We start from the raw sequence: 14,165 nt of genomic DNA on the forward strand, positions 1-14,165 counted from the left end.
TTTTCCCGACGACCATGACCACAAACCCCGTCCCTACCATCGTCCTGGCAATCTGCGTGGATGAGCGTTTCGACCCGGTCGCTTCCAGCGTGCTCGCCGCGCTCGAACAGGCCGTCACGCTCACCGACAGCCCCGTCACCATCGACGGACGGCCCGCGCTGCAGGTGCAACTGGCCACGCGCCGCCTGGAAGTGCTGCGCCTGGACACGGTACTGAGCCACGATTACCGCCGCTATGCGCCGCAACTGAACGCCGCCTACGCCGATGCCGAAGCGATCATCGTGGTCAACTGGCACGAAGGCAGTCGCGCGCCCGACAATATCTTCACGATCCAGACCACCGGCGACATGGCGAGCGGTACCTTCAGCCCCGTCGACCCGGCCTTCACGCGAGCGCTATTTCTTACGGTCGAGCGCGAGCGCCAACGCGCAGGCCTCGACGCATTTTCGACGTGGATGGAAGCCACGCACTGGTCGGGGACACAGTTCGGCTCGAAGTTTGACTTTCAGCCTGGCGAACTGGTGGGCGCGCTGAACGTGCCTGTTATCGACCTCGAAATCGGCAGCGCGCCAGCAGCGTGGTCGGACCGGCGTGCAGCGCGGGTGCTGGCGCGTGCGTTGATAGCGTTGGGCGATGCGCCCGATAGATTGATCGCGCCGCGCGACGCCATCGTTTCCCTGCTCTGCGTGGGCGGCATGCATTTCGAGCCTGCTTTTACGCAATTGATGCTCGATCATGGCGAAAGCCAGCAACTCGCGCTCTCGCACATCCTGCCGAATCACTGGCTCGTCGCGCATGACTACGACCGCGAGGAGCGCTTTGGCGATCTACTGGCATGCGCGCAGTCGATTCGCGGCGGCATCGACGCCATCGCCTTTCACGACAATCTCAAGAGCAGTTACAAGCAGCCGTTGAAACGGCTTGCGGCGCAGCTAGGCGTGCCCGCGCTCTCGCACCGCAAGTTGCGCACGGCGGATCTGCGCGCGGCAATTCGCGATGCAGCGAATGCGCTTGCCGCGCAGCCTGGCTGAAGTGCTGCAAAACGTGAGGCTAACGCTCGCGCACCGCGCTAGGCGCATAGCCAAAGTGACGCCGGAAGGCCGTGGAAAACTGGCTATGCTGCGCGTATCCGCATTCGAGCGCGATCATCGATATCTTGAGATTGGACGCGCCCAGCAATTCGTGCGCGCGCTGCATCCGCATCTGCGTGAGCATGGCGTGCGGGGACTGCCCGAAGGTCTGGGTGAACTTGCGCAGAAAATGGTAGCGGCTGACGTTGACGAGCGTGGCCAGTTGTTCGAGGCGCACGGTTTCGGCGAGATTGTCGGCCAGGTAGTCGCGGATCAAGGCGCGCTGGCGCAACGTGAAGCAGCCGCGCGCGGCGCGGCCCTGCGCTTCGAGCCCCGTCGACGAATAGGTTTTGACGGCATTGAGCAGAATCCAGCTGACCACGCCGTCGATGCCGAGCGACATCGACGAATCGCTCCAGTTGGCATGGGCGACGCTGCGCGCGGCGGCGCTGATGACGGGCGACGCTTCCTGGAACGCCTCGCGAAACTTCAGCGCGTCCACCGAACCACCGAGCGATTCGAGCAACCCGGTTTCGAAGCCGCGCGGATCGAAATAGAGATGCAGAAAATTCAGCCGCCCGCTGATGCGCCACTGCGAGCGTCCCTCGCCCACCGGGAACAGGCAGATGGCATCCTTGAAGCCGCGCCGCACGATCTGGCCGCCGCGAATCTGGCTGCAGTTCTCGCCGTCGGACAGATAAATGCTCAATACATTTTCCGGCGAACCTTCATACGCGGTGAAGGTATTGCTGCCCGTCCATTCGGATAGCACCACGCCCGAAGGCAGGCGCGTCGAACGAACCCGTTCGGCGCCAGCGGTAGTCAATGCGCCCTGCAAATTAGCCGGATCAGATCGCTGCATGTCGTCGCTGCTTGTCGTCACTGCGTGAGGTGTCGGAAGGCGGAAGCGCGGCCGCGTTGCCTGTGTCCCCCCGGCATGACCGCAACCGGCATTGGCTGCCGGAATCTGCCATATTACAGAAAAAGCTTCCGGTATCACCGTGTTGCAGACAGCGGTTGCGATCGCCCATTGCGACGACCACAACGAAACATACAATATTCTTGTTAAATACAAACTTTACCGAATCTGAATCGCATTAAATCATGCAGATTCGCCGCACGAATTCGCCGCTGGATCGTGTGAGCCAGCGGTATTTTTATGCGTATCAGCTACCCCCGCATTCAGTGCGAGAGTTCATCGAGCGACAAGCCATTCGTGCGCGGCCCAAACGCGCCAATCGACACCATCACCACCAGCATGCATACGGTAATCCCTGTGAATACGCCCTGCACGCCGCCATCACGCAAGAGCGCCGCGATGGTAAAACCCGACAACATCGCGCCCACGCGGCTGGCCGAATACACCACCCCATTCGCGCGACACCGCACGGCCGTCGGGAACAGTTCTGCCTGATAGGCGTGATAGCACACCGAGATCATCTGCCCCGCAAGGCTGATCGCAATGCCCAGCGCGATCAGCGCCGCAGCGGAGCGTGCCTGGGCGAACATCAAACCAAACACCAGCACCGCAAAAGCTGAACCGACGATCAACCACTTGCGCTCGATGCGGTCGGCCACCAGCATCGCGAGCAGCGGCCCGCAGGGCAACGCGATCGCAATCACGAAAGCGTAGAGCAGGCTGCGGGTGACATGAATGCCCTGCCCGATCAGCAAGGTCGGCACCCAGTTCGCAAAGCCGTAATAGCCGATGGCCTGGCAAAGATTGAACGCGACCAGCATCAGGAGCCGCCCGCGATACGGCGGCTGCCACAATCCCGCGAGCGTAGGGCTGCGGTGCGCGGGAATGTTCGGTGCGGGCGCGGGTGGCGGCAGGTCACGCCCGCTCTCGCGCATCGCTGCCTGCTCCAGACGCGCGATCTCTCTTTCCGCAGCTTCAGTGTGGCCGTGCGTGACTAGCCAGCGCGGGCTTTCCGGCACGGCACGCCGTACGAACCACACGATCGCCGCGCCCAGCGCGCCCGCCAGCACGACCCAGCGCCAGCCGTCGACGCCGAATGGCGCAATCGGCACCAGCCACCACGACAACAGAGCCGAAGCGGGCGCGGCGGCGAACATGATCGCCTGATTGAACGCCATCGCGCGGCCGCGCATTTGCTGCGGCACCATCTCCGTCACGTAGCTGTCGATCGTGACGATTTCGATGCCCACGCCGATGCCGGTGACAAAGCGCCACAGGATCAAGCCCTCGGACGAATGCTGAAATGCCATCACAATCGATCCCACCGAGTACCACAGCAGGGAAAATGTGAAAACGCTTCGTCGTCCGAATCTATCAGGCAACCAGCCTAGAAAGAAAGTGCCAACGAACAGGCCCGCAAAAGTCGCCGCCACAAACGCGCCGATGCCGTTAAAGCCGAAAAAACTTGACGTCGTGGTTTGCAGCAGTCCGCTTTTTGCCATGCCAGGCGCGATATATCCCGTGAAAATCAGGTCGTAGACCTCGAAGAAACCGCCCAGCGAAATCAGCAGCACGAGCTTCCACAACTGCCAGGTGGCGGGCAGGCGATCGAGCCGGGCGGACAGCGCCGCCGCCGTGGCCTGGCCGGGATCGGCGCGGTCCAGAGGGCGTGCGGGCGCATCGTCCGTGGTGAGGGTGCGTTGCATTGTCTGTCTCCATGTTGTTCTGGCGCGCGGGCTTCATTGGCCCGCGATTCGTCGCATCGTTGACGCTTCGTTGACGCTCAATCGCGCTAGACGGGTAGATGTGCGCCCAGCCGCGCGAGCACCTCCTCCGTATGTTCGCCCACCCTCGCAAGTGGCTGACGCACGCCGGGCCGCCGTCCATCCATCATCAGCGGCAGCAACACCACTTCCGTTTCGCCGCCATCGTCGGTCTGCATCGGCACGAGGCCGCCACTCGCCTTCAGATGCGGATCGTCGAGCAATTGATCCGGCCGCACGATGGGCGCATAAGGCACGCCCGCCGCTTCGAGGCGCGGCATCAGCGTGGCGCTGTGATGCGTCTTGAGCACGTCGCCCAGACGCGCGAGCAGTTCGGGCCGCAGCGCCACGCGCGCCGCGTTGGTCGCGTATTGCGGCTCGCGCGCCAGATCCGGACAACCGATTACTTCGCATAGCGTAACGAACTGCTTATCGCTGACCGCGCCGATGAAAAGCTGCTCGTCTTCCGCCAGCGTGAATACGTCATACACGCTCCACGCGGAGACGCGTGACGGCATGGGCGGCGGCGCTTCGCGCGTCATCGCGTATTGCTGCATATGCTGCGCGCTCAGGAACACGCAATTTTCGAACAGCGCGCTCTGGACTTCCTGGCCGCGCCCGCTGGTTTCGCGCTCGCGCAGCGCCGCCAATACGCCAATGGCGCCGAACATTCCGCCCATGATGTCGTTGACCGAAGTGCCCGCGCGCAATGGCCGGCCCGCCGGCCCGGTCATATAGGAAAGGCCGCCCATCATCTGCACGACTTCGTCGAGCGCGAGGCGATTTTCATAAGGCCCGGGCAAAAAGCCTTTGTGCGAAACATAGATCAGGTGCGGATAACGCTGCGCAAGCGTCGCATAGTCGAGACCGAGCTTCTGCATCAACCCAGGCCGGAAATTCTCAAGCATCACATCGCACTGCCCGATCAATTCCACGGCGGCGGCGCTCCCCTCCTGCGTGTTGATATCGAGCACGACGCTCTTCTTGTTGCGATTGAAAGAGCGGAAAAAGCCGATGCCCAGCCCCGGCAGATTGCGCGTCTTATCGCCGCCAGGTGGCTCGATCTTGATGACTTCCGCGCCCAGATCGGCGAGGATCATGCCGCAGGTGGGACCCATCACCATATGCGTGAATTCGATCACGCGCACGCCAGCTAGCGGCAGACGCGCTGCCTGCGTTTGCGTATTCAGATTTGCTGTGCTCATACCATCCTCAGGATAACGAATCGACCGCCTGAGCGGCCTTGAAAGTCTTCGGCAACCCGGCGCGCCAGAGCGTGCCGTGCAGCGTCTCGTGCGACAGCCATTGCGCGACCTCGGCTCGCAGTGCCAGCAAGACGTCGATGTCGATGCCGGTATCGATGTCCATATCGGCCAGCATGAAGGCGAGGTCTTCGGTCGCCGCATTGCCGCTTGCGCCCGGCGCGTGCGGGCAGCCGCCAATGCCGCCGAGCGAGGCGTCGAAGCGCGTCACGCCCGTCTCCAGCGCCGCGTAGACGTTGGCGAGCGCGAGCCCGCGCGTGTCGTGAAAGTGCGCGCACCAGAGCCGCTCGCCCGCGATCACGCGCGCGCGCTCGAACAGCTCGCTCACGGCGCGCGGACTGGCGTAGCCAACCGTATCGGCGAGGCTCACGCGGTCCGCGCCCGCGTCGAGCAGCGCCTGCATGTAACGCAGCACGTCTTCCGGCGCGACATGGCCTTGCAGCGTGCAGCCAAACGCCGTGCCGATGCCACCCTCGATCAGCGTCTTCGCGCCCGAGGCGTCGCGCGCGGCGCGCATACGCGCGACTTCGGCGACCACTTCTTCAGGCGTTTTGCGCAGGTTGGCGCGGCTATGCTCGACGCTGGCCGAAAGCGGCACGAGCATCAGATCGGCGTGGGTTTCCAGCGCCCGTTCCGCGCCCTTGAGATTGGGCACCAGCACGGAAACGCACAGGCCCGGCAGGCTGCGCGCACAAGCGACCAGTTCGGCGGTATCGGCGAGTTGGGGCAGCAGGCGCGCGGGCACAAAGGACCCGACTTCAATCTCGCGCAACCCGGCCGCGTGCGCGGCGCGCAGCCATTCGAGCTTGCGTTCGGTGGGCAGGACGGTGGCGATGCTTTGCAGACCGTCGCGCAGGCCGACTTCGCGCAGCGTGGCCTGCGCCGGATAGAAAGGCATGGGGATGTCTCCTGATGTTTTGCTCTGTCCGCGGGTGGGTAACGCACCGGCGATGTGCTAACTTTAGACATTCCCGCCGATACATAAAGCGGTATTTCGGAAGCGCAAAGATTCCAATCTGGAAACACAGCGGAAAAGCTATGCAAGACATCGACATCAAGACCCTGCGCCTGCTGGTTGCCGTCTGCGAGCACGGCAACATGGGCCATGCGGCCCGCGACGCCCATATCGAGCCGTCTGCCATCAGCAAGCGCATCGCGCAACTGGAGGCCGATCTGGGCGTGCCGCTGCTCACCCGCTCGCGGCGCGGCGTGCAGCCCACTCAGGCGGGCGCGGCGCTGCTGGAGCACGCGCGCAGCGTGATCTTCACGCTCGAACGCGCGGTCAGCGATATCGCCGCGTTCGGCAGCGGTCTGCGCGGCAGTGTGAGCGTGTGCGCGTCGGCATCGGCGATTGCGGAGTCGCTGCTCGACGATCTCGCCTCGTTCATGCGCATGCCCGCGCACGAGAACATCCGTGTCAATGTGGACGAACGCACTTCCAAGGAACTCGTGCAGCGCGTGCGTGACGGCGTGGCGTCGGTGGGTGTGTGCTGGGACAACGTGGAGCTGGGCGGCCTGGAGGCGCGGCCCTGGCGCAGCGACCGGCTGGCGCTGGCGGTGCCGGCCGGCCATGCGCTCGCGCGTCGCAAGGCGGTGGCGTTCACCGATACGCTCGGCTACGAGCACGTCGGGCTGCCGCCTTCCACGGCCGTACACACGCTGCTGCAACGCGCGGCGGCGCGCAGCGGACGCACCGTGGATTACCGCGCCACGGTGTCGAATTTCGATGCGGCGTTTCGCGTGGTCGCGGCGAATCTGGGCATTAGCGTGGTGCCCGAAGAGGTGGGCCAGAGCTATACGCGCATCATGAACGTGCGGCTGGTTCCGCTGAGCGATGCCTGGGCGAAGCGGCGTTTCATCGTCTGTTTTCGCGCCTTCGACGCGTTGCAGCCCGCCGCCCAGCGCATGGTCGAGCATCTGGTCGCGCGCGCGGCGGCTGGGGACGCCAAAGCGTCAGGTTGAACCGCGCGATGCAGTACGCCGCCCGCGCGTGAGGCCCGCAATGCGCCAAAGATAGCCCCACCGCAGCCCGCACGGCTCGTTTACACTTCCAGCATTGCGTTCCATCTGGTGCGATCCGCGCCGCCGCTCACGTCATGTTTCAACCACAACGCCGCCGCTTCGTGCTCACGGGCCTGCTTGCCGCGATCGGCGCCGCGCACGCCCGCAGCGGCAACAGCGCCCAGCGCGACACCTCGATTGCGCTGGTGCTCAAGGATCTGCCCGATCCGTTCACGACGGCGATGATCTCCGCCGCCAAGGTTTTCCAGGCGCACGCGCCCTATCCGTTCCGCCTGACCGTGCTGGGCATCCAGTCGGAAAGCGATGCGGCCGGCCAGATCCGTCTCGTCGATATGGCGATCAAGCAGGGCGTGAATGCCATCGTGCTCGCGCCGTCCGACTCGCGCGCGATGGTGAACGCCGCGCGCCGCAGCGTGCAGCACGGCATCCTGACGCTCACCATCGACAATTCGCTCGACGCCGATGCACTGCGAGAGGCGCATCTGCATATCCCCTATGTGGGCCCGGACGACCGGCGCGCGGCCAAACGCGTTGGCGACTATCTCGCGCGGCGGCTGCATGCGGGCGATCGTGTCGGCATCATCGAAGGCGTATCGGCGGATCTCAACGCGCAACAGCGCACCGCGGGCTTTCGCGACGCCATGCAGGCCGCGCGGGTCGAAGTGGCCGCCGTCGAATCCGGCAACTGGGAATATGGTCAGGGGCGTCTGGCGGCGGCGTCGATCCTGGCCGCGCAACCCGGCATCCGCGCGCTTTTGTGTGCGAACGACAACATGGCACGCGGCGCGGTGGACGCCGTGCGCGAATCGCAACTCACGGGCCGCGTGCTGATCACCGGCTTCAACGCCAGCGATGCGATCAAGCCGATGATCAAGGATGGCCGCGTGCTCGCCACGCTCGACCAGTTCGGGCAAAAGCAGGCCGTCTATGGTCTCGACGTGGCCTTGCAGGCGTGTCAGGAACATCGTGGTCAGGACGATCTGCCGGATTACATCGAAACGCCGGTCACGCTGGTGACCAAGGAAACACTCTAGCCGCACGGGAATGCACGAAGCAGCACGTTGGAAGCGTAAAAAACCGTTGGCGTCATATGATGACGGGCCGGGGCCAGAAGGCCTCGACACCCGAACGTCACGAAATCCAACGCGCATATGAACAACAACACTCCGCCCTTCGTTGCTTCCGCTTCATCCGCTTCTTTCGTTAATCGTTTCCGTCTTACCGCGCTTCTTTCCGCCCTCGTGCTAGCAGGCTGCGCCGCCAGCAATTCGCAGACCGCCACGCAGACATCCGCCGCCGGCACCTTCGTACAGCAAGGCACCGCGACCGGTGCGCGCCCCGTGAAGGTCATGATCGTCACCATGTTCGCGCCCGAAGCCAAAACCTGGCTCGACAAGCTCGGCCCGTGGGACAGCATTCCGGTCGCGGGCCTCTCGCCCGACTACCCCGCCGTGCAATGCAATCACGACGATGTCTGCGTGATGACCACCGGCATGGGCCACACCAACGCAGCCGCCTCGACGATGGCGCTGGCCTTCGCGCCGCAATTCGATCTGCGCCAGACGTATTTTCTCGTCGCCGGTATCGCAGGCGTGAATCCGCAGCAAGGCACGGTAGGGTCGGCGGCGTGGTCGGACTGGCTGGTGGACTTCGGCCTGCAATGGGAGATCGATCCCGATCATCGCCCGAAGGGCTGGCGCACCGGCTATCTCGGCATCAACACGAAAAATCCCGGCGAGAAACCGGCGCTCGACTATCGCACCGAGGCGTTCCAGCTCAACGCGAAGCTGACCTCGGCGGCTTATGCGTTGAGCCACGATGTGGCGCTCTCCGATAGCCTCGAAGCGAAGGCCGCGCGTGCGAAGTACCGCTATGCGCCCGCCAATCGCGCGCCCGGCGTGATCCGCTGCGATTCGATCGCGGGTGACACGTGGTGGTCGGGCACGGAACTCGGTGCGCGCGCAACCGAATTCACGCGGCAGCTTACCGACGGCAAAGGCGTCTACTGCATGACCCAGCAGGAAGACAACGCTACTTACGAGGCACTCAAGCGCGCTGCCGCCACGCAGCGTGTGGATCTCGACCGCGTAGCGGTGCTGCGCGCGGGTTCGGACTTCGACCGTCCGTACAAGGGTCAATCGAGCGCGGCGAATCTACTGAACTACGCGAGCCAGGGCGGTTTCGCGCCCGCGCTCGAAAACCTGTATCGCGCGGGCAATCCGCTGGTACAGGACATCGTTACGCATTGGGACGACTGGCGCGCAGGCGTGCCCACGCGCTAACTCATCCCTTACGCCTATGCCCTGCCCGGCTCCACGCAAGTTCGCATGATTTAACGCGTGAAGATCTGCGCCGTGGTGATCGCCATATCGCCGCCGGGCAGGGGAATGTCCTTGAGCTTCTTGAGCGAATCGGCGTCATAGACGGCCACGGTATTGAAAGTGCCGGCAAGATAGATCTTGTCGCCTTCCTTGTTGAGCGACAAGCAGTAGTACGAATGATCGAGCGCCGCGCTCGCGGTCATCTTTTCGTGCTTGATGTCGTACTTCGCGAGCCGGTTCAGCACGCCATACATCACGTTCGGGTCCTTCGGCGAGCGGCCGCCCGTGAAATACACCTCCGTGAACGGGGCAAAGTCGGTGAGCGTGGCCTTGCCGCTTTTCAGATCGATATCGACGTAGCCATACATGGTTTGCGCTTTCGACGGATCTTTCTTCTCGTCGGGGAAACGGTCGGCCGTGTAGAGCAGATTGAACGCGTGTTGTGGGCGTTGCTGCGGCCAGACATACAACACATCCGGTTGACCATAGAGCGGCCGCGTCCAGCTGCGCAAGGGCACAGCGACCTCGTATTTGCCGGTCTGCGCATTCATGCGATAGATATCCGGCCCGACCACAAACAGCGAGCCATCGTCCGCCGCCTGAATCATGGTCGTCTGGCGCGGCGCGGGGAAACTGCGTACAGGCTTCGCGTCCATGCCGCCGTCCGTCGACCACACCTGCAGGCGCGGCGCTTCCACCTCGTAGCTGTCGCGATTCATCTTCGTCGGATTGACGACGCTATAGATTTCCTTGCCGTCGGGGCTCAGCGCGATCGAGAACATCGCCCTTGCGCGCTCATCCCATTGCTGTGCGAGCGCCGCATGAAACACCGTCTTGCAGCTATCCAGATCGACGCCGTAAAGATCGCCGTAGTGATTGTTCAGCACGTAGGCGCGCTTGCGATCCGGGCTGATCTGCATCGTACCTGGCCCGAACGAATCGGGCAGCGCGCAGGTCTTGACCACGCTGTCCGTAGCGGTATCGATCACGCTCAGGTTGTTCGGATAATTCGTCACCGCAAGATATTCGTGCCCGCTCGCAAGCGGCGCCGCGATGTTTGCGGCAAGCTTTGCGCCCACGTCCGCGCCCGCGCCCGCGTCGGGCGATGCGCCGGTCTGCGCCAGCGCGGGCAATGCGATCGTCAATGCGGCCAGCGTGGCGCACGCGGTCTGCTTCCTCAATGCCATGGTGTGTCCTCTCCGGGTCGCGTGGCTCAGTTATCTTTGGGAAAAACGCTGCCGAGATTGCGCCAGTCCTTGCCCGAATCGGCGGCCGTCTTGTTCCAGTCCTGGAAGGTCGTCATCATGTCGGGCACCTGGGCGGGCCACCAGCACGGGTCGGAGCAACCGTAGAGGTCCGCTTCCATCGGCTGGCACAGCGAGGCCACGCCGCCGAACACGTCCACTTCCCAGCCAGGATCGGTGGTCGCCGTACAGCCCGCCACCGAGGTCATCGCGACCACTTCTTCGAGACGATCTTCGGCGGCGGCCTGCTCCAGTTGCTTCGCCTTGTTGTTGAGCGGCTTGAGATGTTTCATGTCAGTGTGCCTTGCGCGAAGTGATGTGTTGCTCGATGAAGCCCGGATTGCCGGCCATGATGCGGCTATAGATTTCGATGCCGAAATCCACCCAGTCGCGCATCAATTCGCAATAGTGGTAAGTGGGATGCTGGGGGTCGCCGTAACGCGCGTAACTCTCGTGATAGCAGCCGCCTGAGCAAAGATTGCGAATACGGCAGCTCTCGCAGCCCGTGCCTTCGCGTTCGAGCCGTTGCGAGAGAAAGCCCGTGAGTTGTTCGGTGTTCACGCCCGTATGCACGTTGCCAAAGGTCGGCAAGGTCGAGCCAGTGAAGCGATGGCACAGATTCAACTCGCCCTTGTGGTCGACGGCCAGCATCTTGAGGCCCGCGCCGCACGGCAGCGATTTCTTGTGGCCTTCGTGGATATCGGTAATCAGTTGATGCAGATTCGAAAAGCCGATATTGCGATTCTCCAGTGCCGCCGCCAGATAACGCCGCCCCAGCGCTTTCATATTGTCGAATACGCGCTTCAATTCTTCGGGCTGCAGATTAAAGGTATCGAGCGCCCCCGACGTGACCGGCGCGAAGCCCACTTCCGCAAACCCGAGTTCGTTGAAGAGGTGGTCCCAGATGCCCGCGATATCGGTCACGCCGCTTGTGAGCGTCACGCGTGCGCCCACCGGGCGGCTGCGATAACGCTTGAGCAGCATCTCCACCTTGCGGCGTACCACATCGTAAGTGCCCGTGCCGCCCACAGTGCGACGATTCAGGTCGTGCACCGGTCGCGGACCGTCCATACTCACGGATAAGCCAAAGCGATGCGCGTCGAGCCAGTCGACGATTTCCTCGGTCAACAGCGTCGCATTGGTGGTCATGACGAAATCGACGCGCTTGCCCAGCGCGCCAAACCGCAATTCGCAATACTCGACCATATTCTCGATGAGCTTGCGGTTGCTCAGCGGCTCGCCCCCGAAGAACACCACGGTATAGCCCGGCTCGTTTGGCGATTGTTCGATGAGCATCTCCACCGATGCCTTCGCCGTTTCCAGATCCATGCGCCGCCCGGCAGAAGGCGTGTCGAGATCTTCCTTGTAGCAATACGTGCAACTGAGATTGCAGCCGGTATTCACGTTGAGCACGACGGTGTTGAGCGCCACGCGCTCCACCCGCTTGATGCCGATTTCCGGCGTGAGTGGCGAGCCGTCGCTCACCACCTCCAGCGCCAGTAATTCGTCCAGCGTTTCGCTCAATTCGGTGCGCTCGCCCGCGGCAGACGTGTTCGCTAACCGCGCGAACAGTTCGTCCGCTGTGCAACTGCTTGCGCGCAGTGCGTCGATGATCGCGGCCGTCATGCGATCGGCGGCAAACAACGAACTGCTCGGTACATGGAACATCAGGCGCGCGCCGTCAACCTGCACTTCGTGGACATTGCGCTCCACTACGTTCAACATGCCGTTCATCTCACTCTCCTTGCATTCGATCCGGTGCTATACGATTGCGGCGCGCCTGTTCTTCAGCACGCCACCATGACTGGCGCGACGAGCGCATCACGGAATCGGCGGATTGTTCCAGCGTTGTACGGCCACGATCAGATGCGCCTTGCCCGTCACGGTTTGCCCCGCATCGTCGACGGCGGCGATCACATTGAGGTTGCCGGTGTTATTCGTGGACATGCGGCGAGCCGGGTTCGGGCCCGCGTCGCCCGGCGTGAATACGCCAGTGGCGGCCTGCATCGCACCCGAGAATTTCACGTCGCGATCATCTTTTGCCTGATCGTTGAAGGGCTCGACCGACCATTTCGCGGGCACCACGCCGATGCGGAACGGCTGGCCGGCTGCATCCACGCCCCACGCTTCAGCATCGAAGCGGCCTTCGATTTTTGGCATCGGCCCGCCGTTGCCGCCAATACGCGCGACCGCATACTCGGGCACCACCTTCACATCCTTGATCTGGCGATAGACAGCGAACTGGCCGCCCTGCGCATGATCGAGGCTCACGGTGCGCGTGCCCACCGCGCTATCGCCGCTTGCCGTCACGCGCACGCGGATCGCCTGCGCCGATCGTGCCAGCACGCCGTTCACCTTCACGCCAGGCCCGAAATCGGGCGTGCCCTGCAGATTCGCGCCCACCACGGTCACTTCAGTGCTTTCCCCCGCTTTGATAAACGCGGGTTGCACGGCGAGAATGCGCGGCGCGCTCTTTACATCGAGTTTCGCGGCATCAAAATCGAGGCCACGCTCGTCATGCGCCTCGTCGAACATGCGGCCTTTCATCTCGCCGTTCGTCGCGGCCAATACCTGATGCATTTCCACGCCCTGCACCTTGATGCTCGCGCGCCATTCATAACCGTCGTACAGCACCGCCGTACCGCTACCGTCGAATCCGCCGCCATCGGCGAAATGTCCCTTGAGCGTGACCTTGAAGCTGTCTTTCGCGCCGCCCGTCACGGTCATCACGCCCGCTGCGTCGCCGCGTCCCGGCATATGTCCGGCAAAGCTCCATGCGCCCGCCAGCGAAGTCGCCTTCGGACGCGTCTTCTGCCATTGCGCCCACTGCGCGCTTTCATAGGGATACTGTTGCGCGAGCATCGGCGCGATGTCCTTGAGCGCCCCATTGAGCCAGTCGCGGTCGCGGCCCATCGCCGAATATTCGATCGACGGCCATTGCCCCAGGTGGAAATTCACAAGACGATCCCATTCGGCCACCGGACGACGCTGCAGCAACGGACGCGCCGCCGAATGGCAACGCGCGCACATCTGCTTGAATTCGTCGGAGCCCAGCACTTCCTGCGTGTTCAGACGGCGTTCGAGCGCATAGCGCGCGTCGGCGGTCTCGGCGGGCGCGAGGCCCTGGCGATCGGCCAGATACTTGACGATGATCTGCTTGTCTTCATCGCTGATCACAAGGCCATGCATGGTCTGCATGCGCGCAATCGTCATGAGCCAGCCTTCGGGCGTCTTGCGCTGATGGCTGATGCGGCTCCACGTATCTTTCGATTCCGCGCTATGGCAAGCGGCGCAGGTCTGACTGATGATGGTGGGCGCGTCGCGGGTTTGCGCTGCCGTCTGCGCGTGCGCGGCCTGCGTTGCGAAGGCAAGCGGCAATAACAGACTCGCCAGGCTGGCATGCGTCGAGCGGCTGCGCGAATGAAAATTCATGAACAAGGCTCTGCTCCTTTACCGGGTTCTCGGTGGCCCGTCTCGTTTCGTCTCACGCGGTGCGCATGATGCACAGAGATCCGCATAAGGTTTGTGAGGCGCTGCAATGCTTCGGCGGAGCATTAAGCATGG

12 protein-coding genes are annotated in these 14,165 nt (G+C 63.3%); 4 read left to right on the forward strand and 8 right to left on the reverse strand.

Going from position 1 to position 14,165, the window contains the following annotated elements:
• The first annotated feature begins 14 nt into the window (after positions 1-14).
• Positions 15-1,031 (forward strand): D-aminoacyl-tRNA deacylase, encoded by a 1,017-nt coding sequence (locus tag F3J17_RS16225; RefSeq protein ID WP_167060381.1) that lies wholly within the window; start codon positions 15-17, stop codon positions 1,029-1,031.
• Between the two features lie 19 nt (positions 1,032-1,050).
• Here F3J17_RS16225 and F3J17_RS16230 read toward each other — a convergent pair whose 3' ends face one another.
• The 4 genes from F3J17_RS16230 to F3J17_RS16245 form a co-directional block, all read right to left on the reverse strand.
• Entirely contained in the window at positions 1,051-1,932 is an 882-nt protein-coding gene (locus F3J17_RS16230) for an AraC family transcriptional regulator (protein ID WP_167060530.1), read from the reverse strand.
• A 320-nt stretch (positions 1,933-2,252) separates the two neighbouring features.
• Positions 2,253-3,695 (reverse strand): MFS transporter, encoded by a 1,443-nt coding sequence (locus F3J17_RS16235; RefSeq protein WP_167060384.1) that lies wholly within the window; start codon positions 3,693-3,695, stop codon positions 2,253-2,255.
• A gap of 86 nt (positions 3,696-3,781) precedes the next feature.
• The gene (locus F3J17_RS16240) at positions 3,782-4,957 is read right to left on the reverse strand and encodes a CaiB/BaiF CoA-transferase family protein (RefSeq protein WP_205194809.1); all 1,176 of its coding nucleotides are present in this window, start codon (positions 4,955-4,957) and stop codon (positions 3,782-3,784) included.
• A gap of 7 nt (positions 4,958-4,964) precedes the next feature.
• Complete coding sequence (locus F3J17_RS16245; protein WP_167060386.1) at positions 4,965-5,912, reverse strand: hydroxymethylglutaryl-CoA lyase; 948 nt, start codon at positions 5,910-5,912, stop codon at positions 4,965-4,967.
• A 140-nt stretch (positions 5,913-6,052) separates the two neighbouring features.
• Here F3J17_RS16245 and F3J17_RS16250 point away from each other — a divergent pair, with 140 nt between their 5' ends.
• The 3 genes from F3J17_RS16250 to F3J17_RS16260 all read left to right on the forward strand — a co-directional run bounded on the left by F3J17_RS16250 (position 6,053) and on the right by F3J17_RS16260 (position 9,318).
• Positions 6,053-6,976, forward strand: a complete 924-nt coding sequence (locus F3J17_RS16250; RefSeq protein ID WP_167060388.1) for a LysR family transcriptional regulator — start codon at positions 6,053-6,055, stop codon at positions 6,974-6,976.
• A 134-nt stretch (positions 6,977-7,110) separates the two neighbouring features.
• A complete protein-coding gene (locus F3J17_RS16255; protein ID WP_167060391.1) occupies positions 7,111-8,070 on the forward strand; it encodes a substrate-binding domain-containing protein in 960 nt (319 codons plus the stop codon).
• A 117-nt stretch (positions 8,071-8,187) separates the two neighbouring features.
• On the forward strand, positions 8,188-9,318 hold the full coding sequence (locus F3J17_RS16260; protein ID WP_167060395.1) for a purine nucleoside permease: 1,131 nt from the start codon (positions 8,188-8,190) through the stop codon (positions 9,316-9,318).
• A gap of 50 nt (positions 9,319-9,368) precedes the next feature.
• On the opposite strand, the gene peaD is transcribed toward F3J17_RS16260, so the two are convergent.
• The 4 genes from peaD to peaA form a co-directional block, all read right to left on the reverse strand.
• Positions 9,369-10,544, reverse strand: a complete 1,176-nt coding sequence (gene peaD, locus F3J17_RS16265; protein WP_167060397.1) for a quinohemoprotein amine dehydrogenase subunit beta — start codon at positions 10,542-10,544, stop codon at positions 9,369-9,371.
• Positions 10,545-10,570: 26 nt separating this feature from the next.
• Complete coding sequence (gene qhpC, locus F3J17_RS16270; RefSeq protein WP_027819789.1) at positions 10,571-10,894, reverse strand: quinohemoprotein amine dehydrogenase subunit gamma; 324 nt, start codon at positions 10,892-10,894, stop codon at positions 10,571-10,573.
• Position 10,895: 1 nt separating this feature from the next.
• Positions 10,896-12,335 (reverse strand): quinohemoprotein amine dehydrogenase maturation protein, encoded by a 1,440-nt coding sequence (peaB, locus tag F3J17_RS16275; RefSeq protein ID WP_167060400.1) that lies wholly within the window; start codon positions 12,333-12,335, stop codon positions 10,896-10,898.
• A gap of 87 nt (positions 12,336-12,422) precedes the next feature.
• Positions 12,423-14,033, reverse strand: coding sequence for a quinohemoprotein amine dehydrogenase subunit alpha (gene peaA / locus F3J17_RS16280; RefSeq protein WP_167060403.1), 1,611 nt, complete (start codon positions 14,031-14,033; stop codon positions 12,423-12,425).
• Positions 14,034-14,165 lie beyond the last annotated feature (132 nt).

This window comes from Burkholderia sp. Ax-1719, assembly GCF_011753055.1.
Taxonomy (GTDB): domain Bacteria; phylum Pseudomonadota; class Gammaproteobacteria; order Burkholderiales; family Burkholderiaceae; genus Paraburkholderia.

Coding starts and splice junctions, on each gene's coding strand:
- F3J17_RS16235 (WP_167060384.1), bottom strand. CDS start 3,695: ATGCAACGCACCCTCACCACGGACGATGCGCCCGCACGCCCTCTGGAC.
- F3J17_RS16255 (WP_167060391.1), top strand. CDS start 7,111: ATGTTTCAACCACAACGCCGCCGCTTCGTGCTCACGGGCCTGCTTGCC.
- F3J17_RS16245 (WP_167060386.1), bottom strand. CDS start 5,912: ATGCCTTTCTATCCGGCGCAGGCCACGCTGCGCGAAGTCGGCCTGCGC.
- F3J17_RS16250 (WP_167060388.1), top strand. CDS start 6,053: ATGCAAGACATCGACATCAAGACCCTGCGCCTGCTGGTTGCCGTCTGC.
- F3J17_RS16230 (WP_167060530.1), bottom strand. CDS start 1,932: ATGCAGCGATCTGATCCGGCTAATTTGCAGGGCGCATTGACTACCGCT.
- peaD (WP_167060397.1), bottom strand. CDS start 10,544: ATGGCATTGAGGAAGCAGACCGCGTGCGCCACGCTGGCCGCATTGACG.
- qhpC (WP_027819789.1), bottom strand. CDS start 10,894: ATGAAACATCTCAAGCCGCTCAACAACAAGGCGAAGCAACTGGAGCAG.
- peaB (WP_167060400.1), bottom strand. CDS start 12,335: ATGAACGGCATGTTGAACGTAGTGGAGCGCAATGTCCACGAAGTGCAG.
- F3J17_RS16260 (WP_167060395.1), top strand. CDS start 8,188: ATGAACAACAACACTCCGCCCTTCGTTGCTTCCGCTTCATCCGCTTCT.
- F3J17_RS16240 (WP_205194809.1), bottom strand. CDS start 4,957: ATGAGCACAGCAAATCTGAATACGCAAACGCAGGCAGCGCGTCTGCCG.
- peaA (WP_167060403.1), bottom strand. CDS start 14,033: ATGAATTTTCATTCGCGCAGCCGCTCGACGCATGCCAGCCTGGCGAGT.
- F3J17_RS16225 (WP_167060381.1), top strand. CDS start 15: ATGACCACAAACCCCGTCCCTACCATCGTCCTGGCAATCTGCGTGGAT.